The organism is Pseudomonas sp. SC11 (assembly GCF_047039205.1).
Lineage (GTDB): Bacteria > Pseudomonadota > Gammaproteobacteria > Pseudomonadales > Pseudomonadaceae > Aquipseudomonas > Aquipseudomonas boreofloridensis.
Genome location: NZ_CP178183.1, coordinates 4538332 through 4553470, shown reverse-complemented (window position 1 = coordinate 4553470; position 15139 = coordinate 4538332). Strand labels below are relative to the sequence as shown.

Sequence of the window (15139 nt, the reverse complement as noted above, 5' to 3'; positions counted from 1 at the left end):
TGTGTGGAAGCGGTCGTGCAAGACTCCGGGACCCGGTCAACGAGGAGGCCGCGCCCACGGTTACATCGACTTACTTTCATCACGCCACTGACGCTAGACTGTCATCTTCCCAGCTTTGGACAGGAGTTCGGCGTGATCCACCTCCGCAGTTTCCCCAGTGACCTGTGCCTGGACAGCCCGCGCTTGCAGTTGCGGCCCATGCGCCACGCCGATGCGGCGCGCTGGTTGACGATCATGGCCGACCCCGAGGTGATGCGTTACTGGTATCACGCGCCCTGGACCGAACTGGCCGAGGCCGAAAGCGCCCTGGCCGCCGACCGCGAAGCCTATGCGACGGGCACGCTGCTCAAGCTGGGCATGTACCGGCGCGACAACGGCGAGCTGATCGGCATGGTGCAGATGTTCAACATCGATCACGACTCGCGCCGGGGCGAGATCGGCTACTGCCTGGCCCGCGCCGTGCAGGGCCGGGGCTACATGGACGAGGCGCTGACCTGCTTCATCGACTACCTGGCCCACACCCTGCACATGCGCCGTCTGGAAGCAGAGATCGACCCGCGCAACCAAGGCTCGGCGCGCACCCTGGAGCGTCAGGGCTTCGTGCTGGAAGGCACCTTGCGTGCGCGCTGGTGCGTGGCTGGAGAGCTGTCCGACTCGGGCCTCTACGGCCTGCTGCTGGAACCGCCTGTCGCCTGAGGCGTGGGTGCGGTAAGGTCGGCGTTCGCTTTCAAGCCCGTGGAGTGTCCGGTTGCCCGCTTATTACCTCAGTCTCAGCCTGCTGCTGTACCTCTCCAGTCTGTTCTTCGATGGCGCGCTGATGGATGTCGGGCGCCAGATGCCGGCCTTGCAGATGCTGCTCTACGGCCCCTGGGGCGTGGCCTTCGGTGTGTACGCCTGGTTCGCCAACCCGTTGCTGGCGCTGGCGGTGCTCGCCCATCGGCGCTTTCGGCGTTTGGCGTTGCTGGTCGGCGCTGCGGCGCTGTACCTGGCCATCGGCAGCTTGAGCATCGAGCGTCTGCCGGACAATCGCAGCTACGCCTTCCACGACATCACCGGTTTCGGCCTCGGCTTCTACCTGTGGCTGGGGTCGATGCTGGTGTTCTGCGCCGGCCAGCTCTGGTGGTGCTTCAAGGCCCGCCGCGCCGATGAGGTGCCGGGCTGGAACTGGCTGGACGTGGTGGTGATTGCGGCCCTGGCGCTCACGCTGTATGTCGCCACACAACTGCCGTCGCTGCGCTTCGAGGTGGATCAGGTGCTGATGCCGCCGGAGCCTGCGCAAAGTCTCTGACACTGCTAGGCTCAGCATCCTCTTCACGCAACGGACCCGCTTCGATGACTCGCTATGCTTTTGCCACGCTGTATGCCGCGCTGGCCTTCGCCGCAGCGGCCCAGGCCGACGACAATTCCCCGAGCTATGTCCAGTGCATGGACAAGGCCGCCAGCACCTTGGCGATGAATGTCTGCGTCGCCGACGAAACCCGCGTGCAGGATCAACGCCTGAACACCGCCTACAAGCAGTTGATCCGCAAGCTGGAGATCGCCCAGGTCAAGCGCCTGCGTGAGGTGCAGCGCGACTGGATCGCCTTTCGCGACAAGAACTGCGGCTTCCACGCACAGCTGAGCGGCGGCAGCATGGCCAGCGTCGAGCAAGGTATCTGCGTGATGGACATGACCCAGGAGCGCGCGGCGGAGATGGAGCGGCTGCTCAAGCCGGAGCAGTAATGCTTCGAGGCGTGGCGCCGGGACGTCTACGGTCGCGGCGCCGAGGCGCTGTCAGCGTGCCGGTGGCCGCTCGCGCTGCGCCCGTGCCTTGAGATATTCGCGCACCTCCACGCCATCGCCCGCGAACTCGATGCGGTGCGCCTTGGCCTCGCGCTGATAGGCGTACATCGGGTCGTAATACGCCTTCAGCAAGCCTTCGATCCAGCCCCGGTGCAGGTCCACTTCGCCGCTGCGCAACTGTTCGTCCAAGGCCTGGTCCAGCAGCGCCTGCAGGCGCTGGAGACGTTCGCCGCCCAGGCGCTTGCGAATGTTGCCCAGGCTGTGGCGCAGACGTTCAGCGAACAACTGGCGACCCTCATCCTCGCCGTGCAAGGCGACGAACTCGGCGCACAGGTTGATCACGTAATCGCGCAGGATCCGCTCGACACGCTGGGCGAAGCTATCCTCCAGCCACACCAGCGGATAGCGCTGCATGCCCTGGTAGAGCGGCAGCGGCACCGCGCAACTGCCGACGATGCGCCCCTCGTCTTCGAGCACGAATTGCTGCACGCCACGCGCCCGTTTCTTCAGCACGTCGATCGCCAACTGGTTTTCGAAGTCGATCTGCGCCGGCTGCGCGGTGGCGCGTTTGCCGAAGCTGGAGCCGCGATGGTTGGCGTGGCCTTCCAGGTCCAGCGCGTTATCCAGTTGCAGCAGGACGTCGGTCTTGCCTGTGCCGGTGAGCCCGCCCATGAGCACGAAGTCGCACTGCGCCACCGCCTGTGCAGTGGTGTCCAGCAGATAGTTGCGCAGGGCCTTGTAGCCGCCGCTGATGCGCGGGTAGTCGATACCGGCCTCTCTCAGCCAGCCTTGGACGATCTGCGAGCGCAGGCCGCCGCGAAAGCAGTACAGGTAGCCCTGCGGGTTGGCGCTGGCAAAGGCCGCCCAGGCCTCCAGGCGCGCCTGCTTGACTGCGCCATTGACCAGTTGATGGCCCAGGGCGATGGCCGCGCCCTGGCCCTGCTGCTTGAAGCAGGTGCCGACCTTGTGCCGCTCCGCGTCGTTCATCAGCGGCAGGTTGACCACGCCGGGGAAGGCGCCTTTGGCAAACTCGATGGGCGCACGCATGTCCATCATCGGCACGTCATCGAGGAACAGCGGGTGGAAGTCGGTGCAGTCGGGGCGCATCAGATCACCTCGACTGCGTAGGTCTGTCGCTCGACCAGGGTGCCGATCGGCGCCAGGTCCAGGCCCAGTTCGGCGGCCACCGCGAGGAACTGCGCCTGGCCCTCGGGGCTGACGGCCACCAGCAGGCCGCCGCTGGTCTGCGGGTCGCACAGCAGGTGTTTCTGTTCATCGGTCAAGGCGGCGATCTTGTGACCGTAGCTCTCGTGGTTGCGCAGCGTGCCGCCGGGAATGCAGCCCTCGGCCAGGTAGTGCTCGACACCCGGCAGGCGCGGCACGGCGTCGAATTGCAGGCGCGCGGTGAGGCCGCTGCCTTCGGCCACTTCGACCAAGTGGCCAAGCAGGCCGAAGCCGGTGACGTCGGTCATGGCTTTGACCCCGTCGAGCTTGCCGAAGCGGCTGCCGGGGGTGTTCAAGGTACACATCCAGTCGCGCGCCAGGCCCTGGTCCTGGACTCGCAGCTTGGCCTTTTTCTCGGCGGTGGTGAGGATGCCGATGCCCAGCGGCTTGGTGAGGTACAGCGTGCAGCCTGCGGTGGCGGTGTCGTTGCGCTTGAGCTGGCGCTTGCCGACCACGCCGGTCACCGCCAGGCCGAAGATCGGCTCGGGCGCGTCGATCGAATGCCCACCGGCCAGCGGAATACCGGCCTCGGCGCACACTGCGCGACCACCCCGGATCACTTCGCGGGCGACCTCAGGTGGCAGCACGTTGATCGGCCAGCCGAGAATGGCGATCGCCATCAGCGGATCGCCGCCCATGGCGTAGATGTCGCTGATGGCGTTGGTGGCCGCGATGCGGCCGAAATCGTAGGGGTCGTCGACGATGGGCATGAAGAAATCGGTGGTCGAGACCACGCCACGCTCGTCGTCCAGTGCATACACGGCGGCGTCGTCACGCGAAGCGTTGCCGACCCACAGCTTGGGATCCAGCGCTTGGCTGCCGCTGTCGGCCAGAATGACGTCGAGCACCTTGGGAGAGATCTTGCAGCCACAACCTGCGCCGTGGCTGTACTGGGTCAGGCGAATCGGCTCGCTCATGGGCACCTCGCAATCGAATGAATGCGCGAGTGTAGCAATAGAGCAGCTTCGAGCTTCAAGCTTCGAGCGGCAAGATGAAGCAGTCGTGCGTGCTTGCGGCTAGAATGCCCACCTACACCCAACCGCGATCCGCGTTCATTTGCAGCTTGCAGCTCACCGCTCGCAGCTGTCTCCAAAGGAGACCCCTCCCGTGCTGAAACGTCCCCTGGCGCTGGCCGCCGGCTTCGTCCTGTCTTGCTGTGCTGTGGTGGTTCAGGCTGCTGAGACCTTGCGCGTCAGCGCCATTCCCGATGAAGCGCCGACCGAGTTGCTGCGCAAGTTCAAGCCGCTGGGCGAGTACCTCGAGCAGCAACTGGGCATGAAGGTGCAGTTCGTGCCGGTGGCCGACTATCCGGCGGTGGTCGAGTCGCTGGCCAGCAACCGCCTCGACCTGGCCTGGCTGGGCGGCTTCACCTTCGTTCAGGTGCACCTGAAAGATCCCACCGCTACGCCGCTGGTACAGCGCGAGCAGGATGCCCAGTTCACCAGCAAGTTCATCACCGCCAACCCCGAGGTCAAGAGCCTGGCCGATCTGAAGGGCAAGACCTTCGCCTTCGGCTCGATCTCTTCGACGTCCGGCAGCTTGATGCCGCGCTACTTCATGCTCAAGCAGGACAACATCAAGCCGGAAAGCTACTTCAGCCGGGTCGCCTACTCCGGTGCCCACGACGCCACCGTCGCCTGGGTGCAGGCCGGCAAGGTCGATGCCGGCGTGCTCAACGCCAGCGTCTGGCAGAAGCTGGTCGATGCCGGCAAGGTCGACACCACCAAGGTGCGCGTCTTTGCGACCACGCCGACCTACTACGACTACAACTGGACGGTGCGCGGCAACATGGACCCGGCGCTCAAAGAGAAGATCAAGCAAGCCTTCCTCGCCCTGGATCCCGCCAAGCCCGAGCAGAAGGCGATCCTCGATCTGCAGGCGGCCAGCCGCTTCATCGAAACCCAGCCGGAGAACTACGCCGGCACCGAGCAGGCTGCCCGTGAGGCCGGCTTGCTCAAGTGAGTATCGAACTGCAGGGCGCGGGGCTGCGCCACGGCCAAGTTCGCGCCCTGGACGACGTCAACCTGCGTATCGACGCCGGCGAGCGGGTGGCGGTGATCGGCCCGTCCGGCGCGGGCAAGTCCAGCTTGCTGCACCTGATGGCCACCGCCGTGCAGCCGAGCAGCGGGCGCCTGCACCTGCTCGGCGAACAGCCCTGGGCACTGTCGGCCCGCGCTCGCCAGCGTTTGCGCACGCGGGTTGCGCTGGTGCACCAGGCGCCGCCTTTGCCGCCGCGCCAACGGGTGGTCACCGCCGTGCTGGCCGGGCGTTTGGGGCAGTGGGGCACCCTGCGCGGGCTGCTCAACCTGCTGCACCCCACCGATGTACCCGGCGCGCGCCAGGTGCTGGCCGAGCTGGGTCTGGCCGACAAGGTGTTCGTCCAGTGCGGGCAGTTGTCCGGTGGTCAGTTGCAGCGCGTCGGCATCGCCCGCGCCTTGTACCAACAGGCTGAGGTGCTGCTGGCCGACGAGCCGGTCTCGGCGATGGACCCGGTACTGGCCGACCACAGTTTGGGCCTGCTCAACCGCCATGCACGCGAGCGGGGCGTGACCCTGGTCGCCAGCCTGCACGCGGTGGACCTGGCGCTGGCGCATTTCCCGCGCATCATCGGTATCCGTGACGGCCAGGTGGCGTTCGATTGTGTGGCAGCGGCGGTCGAGGCCAGCATGCTCGACGAGCTCTATGCCAACGAGCACCTGACGGCGCCAGTGACCGTAGCGCCGACCCTGACGGTGCAGATGCCACGATGCTGAAGGCCGATGCCCGCGATCCGGCGGCCTGGCCGCGTCTGCTGCTGGCCGTGGTGTGCCTGGCGGTGCTGTGGCCGGGCGTGCAACTGAGCGAGCTGAACCCCGGGGTGCTGCTGCAGGCCGAGAACCGGCAGCAGATGGCCAGCTTTCTCGGCGCGTTCTGGCCACCGGCCCATGATCGCGATTTCCTCGCCTTGCTGCTGGAGGCGACGGTGCAGACGCTGGCCGTGGCCACGGCCGGGATGGCCCTGGCGTTGCTGTTGGCCGTGCCCGCCAGCCTGCTCGCCAGTCGCGCGCTGTCGTTGCGTGCCGCATCGCGCGGTGGCCGGCCGGGGCCATGGTCGCAACTGGCGCGCTTACCGGTGCGCGGGCTGTTGGTGTTCCTGCGCAGCGTGCCGGAAATCGTCTGGGCGCTGCTGTTCGTCAGGGCGGTCGGGTTGGGACCGACGGCGGGGGTGCTGGCCATCGCCATCACCTACAGCGGCATGCTCGGCAAGGTCTATGCCGAGATCTTCGAGTCGGTCGACCAGCGTCCGGCGCATGCCCTGATGCAGGGTGGCAGCGGACGATTGGCGGCCTTCGCCTACGGCATCCTGCCGCTGGCGGCGGCCGAGGTGGTGTCCTACAGCGTCTACCGCTGGGAGTGTGCGGTGCGCGCGTCGGTGGTGATGGGCTTCGTCGGCGCTGGCGGGCTCGGTCAGCAGATCGACCTGTCGATGCGCATGTTCGCCGGCGCCGAGGTGGCGAGCATGCTGCTGGCGTTCCTGCTGTTGGTGACCCTGGCTGATGGCCTGAGCCGCCTGCTGCGCGGGAGGCTGGCGTGAAGCGGGTGATCAATTGGCTGGTGCTGCTGGCACTGCTGGCCGCCGTGGTGGCGTCGTTCGCCTACCTGCAACTGGACCTGGCCTCGGTGCTGGGCAACGGCGGCTCGGCGCAGATGGCTGACTATGCGGCGCGTTTCCTCGGCCCTGACCTCTCGACCGAGCACTTGCGCGCGGTGGGCCATGGAGCACTGGAAACCCTGGCCATGTCCGGCCTGGGTACGTTGCTGGCGATGCTCTTGGGGTTGCTGCTGGCGTTGCCGGCGGCGGGGCGTTTCGGCTGGCCGCTGCAAGGCGCAGCGCGGCTGCTGCTCAATGCGCTGCGGGCAATTCCGGAACTGGTCTGGGCGGCCTTGACGGTGCTGGCGGCCGGGCTTGGCCCGAACGCCGGCACCCTGGCCCTGGCGTTGCACACAGCCGGGGTGCTGGGCCGGTTGTTCGCCGAGGCGCTGGAAAACGCACCGCCCGAGCCTGCGCAGGCCATCCGCCTGCAGGGCGGTGGGCAGGTGGCGGCGTTCTGCTTCGGCACCTTGCCCAACCTGTGGCCGCAGTGGCTCGCCTACAGCCTGTACCGCTGGGAAAACAACATCCGCATGGCCAGCGTGCTCGGTTTCGTCGGCGCGGGCGGGCTGGGGCAGATGCTCTACACCACCCTCAGCCTGTTCCAAGAGGCGCAGGCCAGCACCGTGATCATCGGCATGCTGGTGCTGGTGTTGCTGGTGGATGCCTTGAGCGACATGCTGCGCCAGCGCTACGTACGCGCCTGATCCTGCCGGTCTTCAGCCGCGAACTGGCGCGCGCCGTAGACGCTCGTCACGGCGCCCACTCGCCGCACTGCGCTTCGCGCTGCATCGACTCCAGGTTGCGCTCGATGGTCTCGCAGATGGTGTCCATGGTGATCTGGTGCTCGCTGCGGCGGAACGGGCTCTGCAGGTCGGTGCCGATGCGTTCGATCGCCAGCAGCATGAAGCCCACCACGGTCGAGGCCAGCGGCGTGAACCATTCCAGCGATTCCACCAGGCCGATCGGCACGATCACGCAGAACAGCGTGATGAACAGCCGTGGGAAGTACACGTAGGGATAGGGCAGCGGGGTATTGGCGATCCGCTCCATGCCACCTTGGGCATTGGACAGGTCCACCAGCGTCGACTCCAACCGTGCCAGGCGAATGCTGTCCAGCCGCCCGGCCTTGTACTCACGAGAGAGCAAGGCGGCGGAGCCTGCGAGGATGTCGTTGGCGAAGTTGTTCGAGCCATTGCGTCGCTCGAATTCGTGCTGCGGGATGAACGCCATCAGTTCGGCCGGGCACGGCTCGCCCTTGAGGTGCGCGGCCAGGCAGTTCACATAGGCCACGTGACGGCGCAGCAGCGTGGCTTTCACCGGATTGAGCCCGTCGTCGGTGTCGTCCACCAGCGTCAGCACCTGCCGCGCGAAGCTGCGCGAACTATTGACCATCGCCCCCCACAGCGTTCGCGCTTCCCACCAGCGGTTGTAGGCGCTGCTGTTGCGAAAACTCACCAGCACCACCAGTGCCGAGCCGAGCAGGGTCAGCGGGATCAGCGGCAGGCTGAACTTGCTGTCGAGGAACAGCATGAAGTCCAGGGTCACCAGGATGTCCCAGAGCAGCAGCCACAGCAGCGACCAGCCAATGTAGTTGAAGGTCTTGAACACCAAGCGGTATTTGCGCACGAGGTAGTTTTTCACGCAGGGATCTCTTCATGGAGCGGATGAAGGATCGGACGCCGGGGGCGAGGTAAGGTTCGCGCAGAGGGATGGGAACGTTAAACGGTTCAGTTTTCTGAAGGCTGATGAAATGCGTAGAATTCGACCCCACCCGTTTGAACTCCCCTTTTCAGTAGTGGCACAATGCCAAAACGCCGAACCCCAGGGCCTGTCGCCAGCCTGGTTGCCTGTCCGGTGCAACCCAGGACAGTTTTTTTTCGGTGATTCCCGATGAACCAGCGAACGGGCAAGGGCCTTTCTTTTGCCAAGCGCATGTACCCGCCACGTGCCATCGGCACCGGTCTGGGTTTCTTCTGCGTGCTCATTGGCCTGTGGCCCCTGCAACCGGCGTGGTGGGTCTGGACGCTGCTCGGGCTGCATGGCTTCGTTTGGCCACATCTGGCCTACCAGATCGCTCGACGCTCCCGGCAGCCTTTCGTCGCCGAGCAGCGCAACCTGGTATTCGACGGCTTCGCCGGCGGCTGCTGGGCTGGGGCGATGGGGCTCAATCCGCTGCCTAGCGTGATCATTCTGTCGATGATTGCCATGGACAAGATCGCCGCCGGTGGCTGGCACATGCTGGTCAAGACCGTCATCGCCCAGGTACTGGGTATCGCGCTGGGTCTGTGGCTGTACGCGCCGCCGCTGTTTCCGCCCACCACCCAGGCGCAGATGCTGGCCTGCCTGCCGATCCTGCTGATCTACCCCATGGCCATCGGCCTGATCTGTTACCAGGTCACGGTTCAACTGGGCCAGCACAAGCGCGCCCTGGCGCGCCTGAGCCAGACCGACAGCCTGACCGGACTGATCAACCACGGCGCCTGGAAAGACCTGCTGACGCGCGAATTCCAGCGCTGCCGCCGCGCCGACCAGGCCAGTGTGCTGGCGTTGATCGACATCGATCACTTCAAGCAGATCAACGACGTTCATGGCCACCTGATGGGCGACGACATCCTGCGCACCCTGAGCGCGCTGCTACCGACGCACCTGCGCAAGACCGACCTGGTGGCCCGTTATGGCGGAGACGAATTCTGTGTGATGTTGCCCGGCGCTGGCCTGGCCCAGGCCGAGGAAATCCTCGAACGATTGCGCCAGGCGGTGGAGTGCTATCGGCATCCGGAATTGCCGGAGCAGCGGCTGAGCCTGAGCATCGGCATCGCCGCCTACGGCGCGCACCAGCTCAGTGCCGATGGCTGGCTGCATGAAGCGGACATGGCGCTGTACCAAGCCAAGAGCGCCGGGCGCAACCGGGTCGTGGTGGCGCGCAGCCAACCGTCGGCCGCTTGATGGGACCTGGGCGAGGGATCCTCTTTCTTTTTGTAACCATGGGCATACCGACAACACACACAGATACATCCCACAGGTTATCTCTCCCGCATCCTCATGCGTTGACCGCTGAGTCGCCGTTAAATGCAGCGGCACGGCGGTTCGCGCTTTCGCGGACCGCCTTCATGGACACGAAAGGAGATGCACCTTTGAGCCTGACCGACAAGCGATTTCAGCGGTTCACTCAGCTGGGCTGGGGGGCGATGGATATGCTCATCGTCCTGGTCTATGTGGTCGACAGCCTGCGTCGCGGTGACATCCCGTTCTGGACCGACCTGCACAGCATTCTGGCGTTGGCGTCAGAACATGCGGAACTCGCATACGCCATTGGCTTCGCCAGCTTGGCGGTCTATCTGACGGTGTTCATCAGCGGCTGTCTCTTTCTGAAAGGCGCGCGCATGGCGGCTTATCTCGGGCTAGCGCAGGCGCCGTTTCGGGTGATTCTGGTGCCCTCGATCCCGGTTGCGCTGTTCTGGCCCGATCCGCTGATCGAGACGGCGGGATGGCTGGTGTTCTTCCTCAGCCTCGTCGCCGAGGTGGTGAAGGTCTGGAGTTTGTTGCTGCTGCTGCGTAGCCAGAGCAATGAGGTAGCCGACGCGCCGGCGGCGGCTTGAGCCAGCCATTTCAGACGCTGCCTGGCAGCGGCCTGTGATCGCCGACAAGCGCGAATTTTCCGTCCGCGTCGAACAAAAGATGGCCTACAGGCGATGAAGAAAATACTGAAATTTACCCGCGCCCGGACTACGGAAAACCCTTCCCAAAGGCTACGCTAGGCCAACTGTCCACAAGGCCGACTCGCCATGACCCTCGCCGATAACCTGCTTGCCTTTACCCTCGCCGCCACAGTGTTGACCATTACCCCAGGCCTGGACACGGCCCTGATCCTCAGAACATCGGCCGTCGAAGGCCGCGCGCAGGGGCTGCGCGCCGCGCTGGGTATCAACGCCGGCTGCTTCATCTGGGGCGCGGCGGTGGCCTTTGGTCTCGGCGCCTTGATCGCCGTGTCGGAACTGGCCTACGACGTACTCAAGTACTGCGGCGCGGCCTATCTGGCATGGTTGGGCCTGAACATGCTGCTGCGACCCCGGCAGTCGTTGGCCCCGGCCGAGCAAGACGCACGTCCCACGCGGAACTGGTTCCTCAGGGGCATGCTCGGCAATCTGCTCAATCCGAAGATCGGCATCTTCTATGTGTCGTTCTTGCCCCAGTTCATCCCCCAGGGGGCACCGCTGATCACCTGGACCTTTGGCCTGGTAGCCATTCATGTGGTGCTCGGCCTGCTCTGGGCCGCGGCATTGATCGGCGCCACCCGCTCGTTGTCCGGTGTGCTGCGCAAGGGCTCGGTGGTCTCATGGATGGATCGCACCACCGGCGTGCTGTTCATCCTGTTCGCTGCCCGGCTGGCGTTGAGCCGCCGTTAAGGAGTTTTCTGTGAATACCCCCGCAACCTTGTATGAAACCGACCGACTGATCGTGCGTAGCTTCTGCGAGGGTGATGCCGCCGCGCTGTTCGACTACCTGCATCGACCGACCGCCAGTTGCTTTTTCTCACTGGCGTTGTCCGACATGGCCGCCGCCGCGCAAGAAGCGAAGCAGCGCGGTATCGACAACGAGTACTTTGCCGTGTGTCTCAAGCACGACGGCGCGTTGGTCGGCGATGTCTTCGCTCACCCGGAAAAGGACCAGCCGGACACTTTTTCCATCGGCTGGAATTTCAATCCCCGCTTCGCCGGGCAGGGCTATGCGCACGAGGCGGCGGTAGCGCTGGTGGACTATTTGTTCAACGAACGGGGCCTGCGACGGTTGTATGCCTACGTTGAGGACACCAACCTGCCGTCCCAGCGACTCTGCGAAAAGCTCGGCATGCGCCGGGAGGGACTGTTCATGGAGTTCGTGTCGTTCATGAAGGACGATAACGGGGTGCCGGTGTACGAGAATACTTATCAGTATGCGGTGTTGAGTAAGGCGTGGCGAACCACTCAGTCGCGCCCATGATGCAAGCAGCTACTTAGGCACGCGCCAAGCGCGATCAGGCTGAACATCGCAACGGCCCCCGCCAGCACAGCCAGGCTGGTCCCGAACATTGCGCTGATCGCCATGGCCATCAGCGCGGCACTGCCAATCTGACAGAAACCTACCAGCCCCGAGGCGGTGGCGGCATGGCCGTGCTCTGCGGCGATGGCTCCCGACACGGACAGTGACAATGATGAGCCATTGGCCAGGCTCACCAGGCACATCGGCAGCACCACCCCGGCCGCACTTCGCCAGTCCATCGCTGCAACCCCCAGAAAGACCACACCGCCAACCACGAAGCAGATCACCCCGGCGGCCACCAGCCGGTCATAGGGCCAGTATTCCAACCCGCGTTTCGTCAGCCAATTCGCGCCGATGATGCCCGTTGTCAGCGGCAGGTACATCCAGCCGATCTGTTCTTCGCTTAGCCCAGCGCGTGTCAGCAGGAAGGGTGACTGCGTGAGGTAGACGAACCACGCGCAGTAGATCGCGCAGACCACCAGGGTGTAGCGGCGAAAGCCACGGTCGCGTAGTACTTGGCTGAAACCGTTGAAGGGGTTGGTCCGTATACGCGCCGCTGCCGGCAGCGTTTCAGGGAGTCGTATCAAGGCCAAGAGCAGTGCAACAGCCCCGAATCCCGCGACGAAAAGAAAATCTGCGCGCCAGCCGAACTGGGCCGCCAGGTGTCCGCCAATCACCGGCGCCAGCGCGGGGGAGAGTGACACCAGTGGGTAGACGATCGCATAGACCTTGGCCGAGGTTCGCTTGTCACAGGTATCGGCGATCAGCGCGCGGCCGATGACCAGCCCGGCAGCGGCGCCCATCGCCTCGATCATGCGCCATGCCAGAAATGCCGAGTAGCTGCCCGCCGCCGCACAGCCCAGCGAGCCCAACAGGTACAGCAGGCCGGCGCCCATCAATACCGGTTTGCGGCCATAGCGGTCCGAGAGTGGGCCGTACACCAATTGCGATACCGCCAGCGCCAGCAGATAGAACGACACGGTCTGCGGCATCTGCCAGTCGGCGATGTCGAAGGCGTGGGTCATGCTGGGCATGGCGGGCAAATAGACGTCCGAGGCGATCAGGCCGAAGGCGCTGAGCATCGCGACGACGAGGATAAATGAGGGACGAGGCATGAGGCTCCCGGATGACAGGTCGGCTGTCGTAGTGAGTTGAAGGGAAGCGGCACATGCTAGGTAGGCTGGGTTTATGTGAAAATGCACGCCCATGCAGCCACCGGCTGCATTTTTGCAGGTGCGTAGAAGGCGATCATGAACTGGGATGACATACGTATTTTTCTTGCCGTCCACCGTGCTGGCACCCTGACCGGCGCGGCGCACCAGCTAGGGATCGACCAGACCACCGTGAGCCGGCGCCTGGCCGGGCTGGAGCGCACACTCGGCAGTCGGTTGTTCCTGCGCAGCAACAGCGGCCTGACGCTGACCGTGACCGGCCGGGATGTGCTGCTCAAGGCGCAGGACATGGAGCGCATGGCCGTGTCGTTCGAGCGCCGAGGCGAGGGCGCCGATGCTCGCGCCGAGGGCGAGGTGAGGGTCACCACCACCGATGCGCTGGCCGTCGATTTCCTGGTCCCGGCGATCGAGCGCTTGCGCGCGAGCCATCCCGACATTCGCGTGATCCTGACCACCACCACCCGACTGCTGGACCTGGCGCGCAGGGAGGCCGACATCGCCGTGCGCACCGTGCGTCCTGAGCAGCCGGATCTGATCGTGCGGCGGCTGGCCAGTTGGGACGTCGGGCTGTATGCCACTCGCGGCTATCTCGAACGCTATGGCACGCCAGAGCCACAGGACCAGTTCGCCGGACACGACATTGCCCTGTACCAGGCCGGGGTGACCGAGCGCCAGGACGGGACGCTGGTGGGCGTGCCCATCAAGCAGGGGCGGGTGGTGGCCGAGCTGGACTCCAGCTTGATGTTGGCCACGTTCGTGCGGGCAGGGTTGGCCTTGGGTGAACTACCTGACTATCTGGCGGCGCGCGATCCTCAGTTGACGCGGCTATGGCCGCAGCGCCGGCGTGCCACGCCTTATGAAGCGTGGCTGGTGTTGCATCAGGATCTGGCGCATACGACGCGGGTGAAGGTGGTGGTTGAGGCGATGGCGGGGGTGTTTGGGCAGGGGACGACGGTGCCGGAGCTGTGAGGCAAGGATGTGCCCAGCCTGTTTCACGGTGGGTTACCGGGTACGGGCGGGCGACTCATGTGGCTGATGGATCAATTGTTACCCTGCCTATTCGGCAGTTGATGAATTGAAGCTACGGCTTGCTGATTATGAGTCTTTCTGAGCTGCGTATGCGGCAGTGAACAAGTGCCTCAAGCATATCGGCTGCTACCGTCGTTTCTAAACTGCCTCATGGCAGGGCGCTCCAGAACGGTGCTGGCCTTGAGGCTGGATAATTTCTGGGCTGCCTACACTGCAGTGAACGACGAGGTGGCGAACAACTTCAAGAACTGGTTTTTCTGAGCTGCCTACACGGCAGTGAACCCGCTTGTAAAACGCAAACCACAGCGCGTTCTTTTCTGAGCTGCCTACACGGCAGTGAACTCGGTAGGTATGGCCAATGGGCCAGCGCGCCAATTTCTGAGCTGCCGTATAGGCAGCTCAGAAATCGATCCCAGGCCGCCTCGCAGAACAGTCCGAATCAGTGATAGCAACTATCAAGCGGGACGATTTTTCACCTTGTGCGGCGCCTCATAAGCTTGACCCATCGATTCGAAACCCTCGAATGTCAGGCACAGGATGCTGCACCATGAACGCCATTGTCCGCCCTCTTCTGGTTGTCATCACTGCTGTTGGCCTCAGTCTTCTCGCAGGCTGTGCCACCCATCCCGAACTACGTCCCTATACTGCGCAGGAAGTGCGCCAGTTGCGGCTGGAAGCGCTGCAGCGTCAAGGGCTATCTCTGGATGCCTACGAAAGGCAGCGGGCTGTAATCATCAGGGCCGACCAGGCAGAAATGGCGGCAAGCAGCGAGCAATCCGTAGACGGTTTCAGCGGGTGAGGCTTCGATGATGAGAAAAACACTGCGCGCATTACTCATAATGTCCACCGCGTCGTTCTTTATCAGTCTGGTAGGCTGCGCAGGATCGTCACGCCTGTCTACGGGTGGCGTTGAGCACTCCCAGTTCGACTATGAAAAGCGGCTGGCGATGTTCTTAGGCGAGGAAGACCCGCTCGACGAAGATCAAGAGCTGAGTCTCTGGGGGCTGGACTACGCGGTGTTCAGTTCAGGTGTTGGCATGGTTCCAGCCTTGAAAGCGTCCGTGAACTGAGCTGCCTTACCCAACAGCATGAGAATCCGGCAATGTCCGGCTCAGCGTCGCACAGGCAGCGCCATACCGTCTCGCAGGCCTCTCTGGTTTGGCCATTTAAAACCCAAAACCCGCCCACAAAAAAACCGACTCAAAAAAGCGCCTGCAATGGTGTATGGGGCTCTGTTGCGCCTGTATCTGCTCGGGCGACCAAACCCGACCACGGGACT

The 15139-nt window shown here is 64.4% G+C and carries 18 protein-coding genes; 14 read left to right on the top strand and 4 right to left on the bottom strand.

Features of this window, described 5'->3' with window-relative positions:
• Positions 1-198 precede the first annotated feature (198 nt).
• The 3 genes from ACK2SD_RS20395 to ACK2SD_RS20385 are packed head-to-tail and all read left to right on the top strand — an operon-like array spanning position 199 to position 1722.
• Positions 199-696, top strand: coding sequence for a GNAT family N-acetyltransferase (locus ACK2SD_RS20395; protein WP_412462345.1), 498 nt, complete (start codon positions 199-201; stop codon positions 694-696).
• A gap of 52 nt (positions 697-748) precedes the next feature.
• Positions 749-1288, top strand: a complete 540-nt coding sequence (locus ACK2SD_RS20390; RefSeq protein WP_412460694.1) for a hypothetical protein — start codon at positions 749-751, stop codon at positions 1286-1288.
• 44 nt (positions 1289-1332) lie between these two features.
• Positions 1333-1722: a lysozyme inhibitor LprI family protein gene (locus tag ACK2SD_RS20385; protein ID WP_412460693.1), complete on the top strand. Its 390-nt coding sequence runs from the start codon at positions 1333-1335 to the stop codon at positions 1720-1722.
• 51 nt (positions 1723-1773) lie between these two features.
• Here the strand turns inward: ACK2SD_RS20385 and mnmH are convergent, their stop codons facing one another.
• Both mnmH and selD read right to left on the bottom strand, forming a co-directional pair.
• A complete protein-coding gene (gene mnmH, locus ACK2SD_RS20380) occupies positions 1774-2889 on the bottom strand; it encodes a tRNA 2-selenouridine(34) synthase MnmH (protein WP_412460692.1) in 1116 nt (371 codons plus the stop codon).
• A complete protein-coding gene (gene selD / locus ACK2SD_RS20375) occupies positions 2889-3923 on the bottom strand; it encodes a selenide, water dikinase SelD (RefSeq protein WP_029613065.1) in 1035 nt (344 codons plus the stop codon). The genes mnmH and selD overlap by 1 nt, the downstream gene beginning before the upstream one ends.
• Before the next feature lie 190 nt (positions 3924-4113).
• Here selD and ACK2SD_RS20370 point away from each other — a divergent pair, with 190 nt between their 5' ends.
• The 4 genes from ACK2SD_RS20370 to phnE are packed head-to-tail and all read left to right on the top strand — an operon-like array spanning position 4114 to position 7344.
• Positions 4114-4968: a putative selenate ABC transporter substrate-binding protein gene (locus ACK2SD_RS20370; RefSeq protein ID WP_412460691.1), complete on the top strand. Its 855-nt coding sequence runs from the start codon at positions 4114-4116 to the stop codon at positions 4966-4968.
• Positions 4965-5759 (top strand): phosphonate ABC transporter ATP-binding protein, encoded by a 795-nt coding sequence (locus tag ACK2SD_RS20365; protein ID WP_412460690.1) that lies wholly within the window; start codon positions 4965-4967, stop codon positions 5757-5759. Before ACK2SD_RS20370 ends, ACK2SD_RS20365 begins: the two co-directional genes overlap by 4 nt.
• Positions 5753-6580 carry a PhnE/PtxC family ABC transporter permease gene (locus ACK2SD_RS20360; protein WP_039575406.1) on the top strand — a complete coding sequence of 276 codons (828 nt, stop codon included), beginning with the start codon at positions 5753-5755 and terminating at the stop codon, positions 6578-6580. Before ACK2SD_RS20365 ends, ACK2SD_RS20360 begins: the two co-directional genes overlap by 7 nt.
• Positions 6577-7344, top strand: a complete 768-nt coding sequence (gene phnE, locus ACK2SD_RS20355) for a phosphonate ABC transporter, permease protein PhnE (RefSeq protein WP_412460689.1) — start codon at positions 6577-6579, stop codon at positions 7342-7344. Before ACK2SD_RS20360 ends, phnE begins: the two co-directional genes overlap by 4 nt.
• 46 nt (positions 7345-7390) lie before the next feature.
• Here phnE and ACK2SD_RS20350 read toward each other — a convergent pair whose 3' ends face one another.
• The gene (locus ACK2SD_RS20350) at positions 7391-8281 is read right to left on the bottom strand and encodes a bestrophin family protein (protein WP_039575412.1); all 891 of its coding nucleotides are present in this window, start codon (positions 8279-8281) and stop codon (positions 7391-7393) included.
• 249 nt (positions 8282-8530) lie between these two features.
• Between ACK2SD_RS20350 and ACK2SD_RS20345 the strand changes: the two genes are divergently transcribed.
• The 4 genes from ACK2SD_RS20345 (at position 8531) to ACK2SD_RS20330 (ending at position 11620) form a co-directional block, all read left to right on the top strand.
• Positions 8531-9586: a diguanylate cyclase gene (locus tag ACK2SD_RS20345; protein WP_412460688.1), complete on the top strand. Its 1056-nt coding sequence runs from the start codon at positions 8531-8533 to the stop codon at positions 9584-9586.
• A 188-nt stretch (positions 9587-9774) separates the two neighbouring features.
• On the top strand, positions 9775-10239 hold the full coding sequence (locus ACK2SD_RS20340; protein ID WP_317870711.1) for a hypothetical protein: 465 nt from the start codon (positions 9775-9777) through the stop codon (positions 10237-10239).
• 186 nt (positions 10240-10425) lie between these two features.
• On the top strand, positions 10426-11046 hold the full coding sequence (locus tag ACK2SD_RS20335) for a LysE family translocator (protein ID WP_412460687.1): 621 nt from the start codon (positions 10426-10428) through the stop codon (positions 11044-11046).
• Positions 11047-11056: 10 nt separating this feature from the next.
• On the top strand, positions 11057-11620 hold the full coding sequence (locus ACK2SD_RS20330) for a GNAT family protein (RefSeq protein WP_342649660.1): 564 nt from the start codon (positions 11057-11059) through the stop codon (positions 11618-11620).
• Here ACK2SD_RS20330 and ACK2SD_RS20325 read toward each other — a convergent pair.
• Positions 11605-12867, bottom strand: coding sequence for a multidrug effflux MFS transporter (locus tag ACK2SD_RS20325; RefSeq protein ID WP_412460686.1), 1263 nt, complete (start codon positions 12865-12867; stop codon positions 11605-11607). The genes ACK2SD_RS20330 and ACK2SD_RS20325 overlap by 16 nt on opposite strands.
• 42 nt (positions 12868-12909) lie before the next feature.
• Between ACK2SD_RS20325 and ACK2SD_RS20320 the strand changes: the two genes are divergently transcribed.
• The 3 genes from ACK2SD_RS20320 (at position 12910) to ACK2SD_RS20310 (ending at position 14930) form a co-directional block, all read left to right on the top strand.
• On the top strand, positions 12910-13800 hold the full coding sequence (locus tag ACK2SD_RS20320) for a LysR family transcriptional regulator (RefSeq protein ID WP_412460685.1): 891 nt from the start codon (positions 12910-12912) through the stop codon (positions 13798-13800).
• A gap of 607 nt (positions 13801-14407) precedes the next feature.
• Positions 14408-14659: a hypothetical protein gene (locus tag ACK2SD_RS20315; protein ID WP_342649657.1), complete on the top strand. Its 252-nt coding sequence runs from the start codon at positions 14408-14410 to the stop codon at positions 14657-14659.
• A 7-nt stretch (positions 14660-14666) separates the two neighbouring features.
• The gene (locus ACK2SD_RS20310; RefSeq protein ID WP_412460684.1) at positions 14667-14930 is read left to right on the top strand and encodes a hypothetical protein; all 264 of its coding nucleotides are present in this window, start codon (positions 14667-14669) and stop codon (positions 14928-14930) included.
• Positions 14931-15139 lie beyond the last annotated feature (209 nt).

Coding starts and splice junctions, on each gene's coding strand:
- ACK2SD_RS20395 (WP_412462345.1), top strand. CDS start 199: ATGCGCCACGCCGATGCGGCGCGCTGGTTGACGATCATGGCCGACCCC.
- ACK2SD_RS20385 (WP_412460693.1), top strand. CDS start 1,333: ATGACTCGCTATGCTTTTGCCACGCTGTATGCCGCGCTGGCCTTCGCC.
- mnmH (WP_412460692.1), bottom strand. CDS start 2,889: ATGCGCCCCGACTGCACCGACTTCCACCCGCTGTTCCTCGATGACGTG.
- selD (WP_029613065.1), bottom strand. CDS start 3,923: ATGAGCGAGCCGATTCGCCTGACCCAGTACAGCCACGGCGCAGGTTGT.
- ACK2SD_RS20360 (WP_039575406.1), top strand. CDS start 5,753: ATGCTGAAGGCCGATGCCCGCGATCCGGCGGCCTGGCCGCGTCTGCTG.
- ACK2SD_RS20345 (WP_412460688.1), top strand. CDS start 8,531: ATGAACCAGCGAACGGGCAAGGGCCTTTCTTTTGCCAAGCGCATGTAC.
- ACK2SD_RS20335 (WP_412460687.1), top strand. CDS start 10,426: ATGACCCTCGCCGATAACCTGCTTGCCTTTACCCTCGCCGCCACAGTG.
- ACK2SD_RS20325 (WP_412460686.1), bottom strand. CDS start 12,867: ATGGGCGTGCATTTTCACATAAACCCAGCCTACCTAGCATGTGCCGCT.
- ACK2SD_RS20320 (WP_412460685.1), top strand. CDS start 12,910: ATGAACTGGGATGACATACGTATTTTTCTTGCCGTCCACCGTGCTGGC.
- ACK2SD_RS20315 (WP_342649657.1), top strand. CDS start 14,408: ATGAACGCCATTGTCCGCCCTCTTCTGGTTGTCATCACTGCTGTTGGC.
- ACK2SD_RS20310 (WP_412460684.1), top strand. CDS start 14,667: ATGATGAGAAAAACACTGCGCGCATTACTCATAATGTCCACCGCGTCG.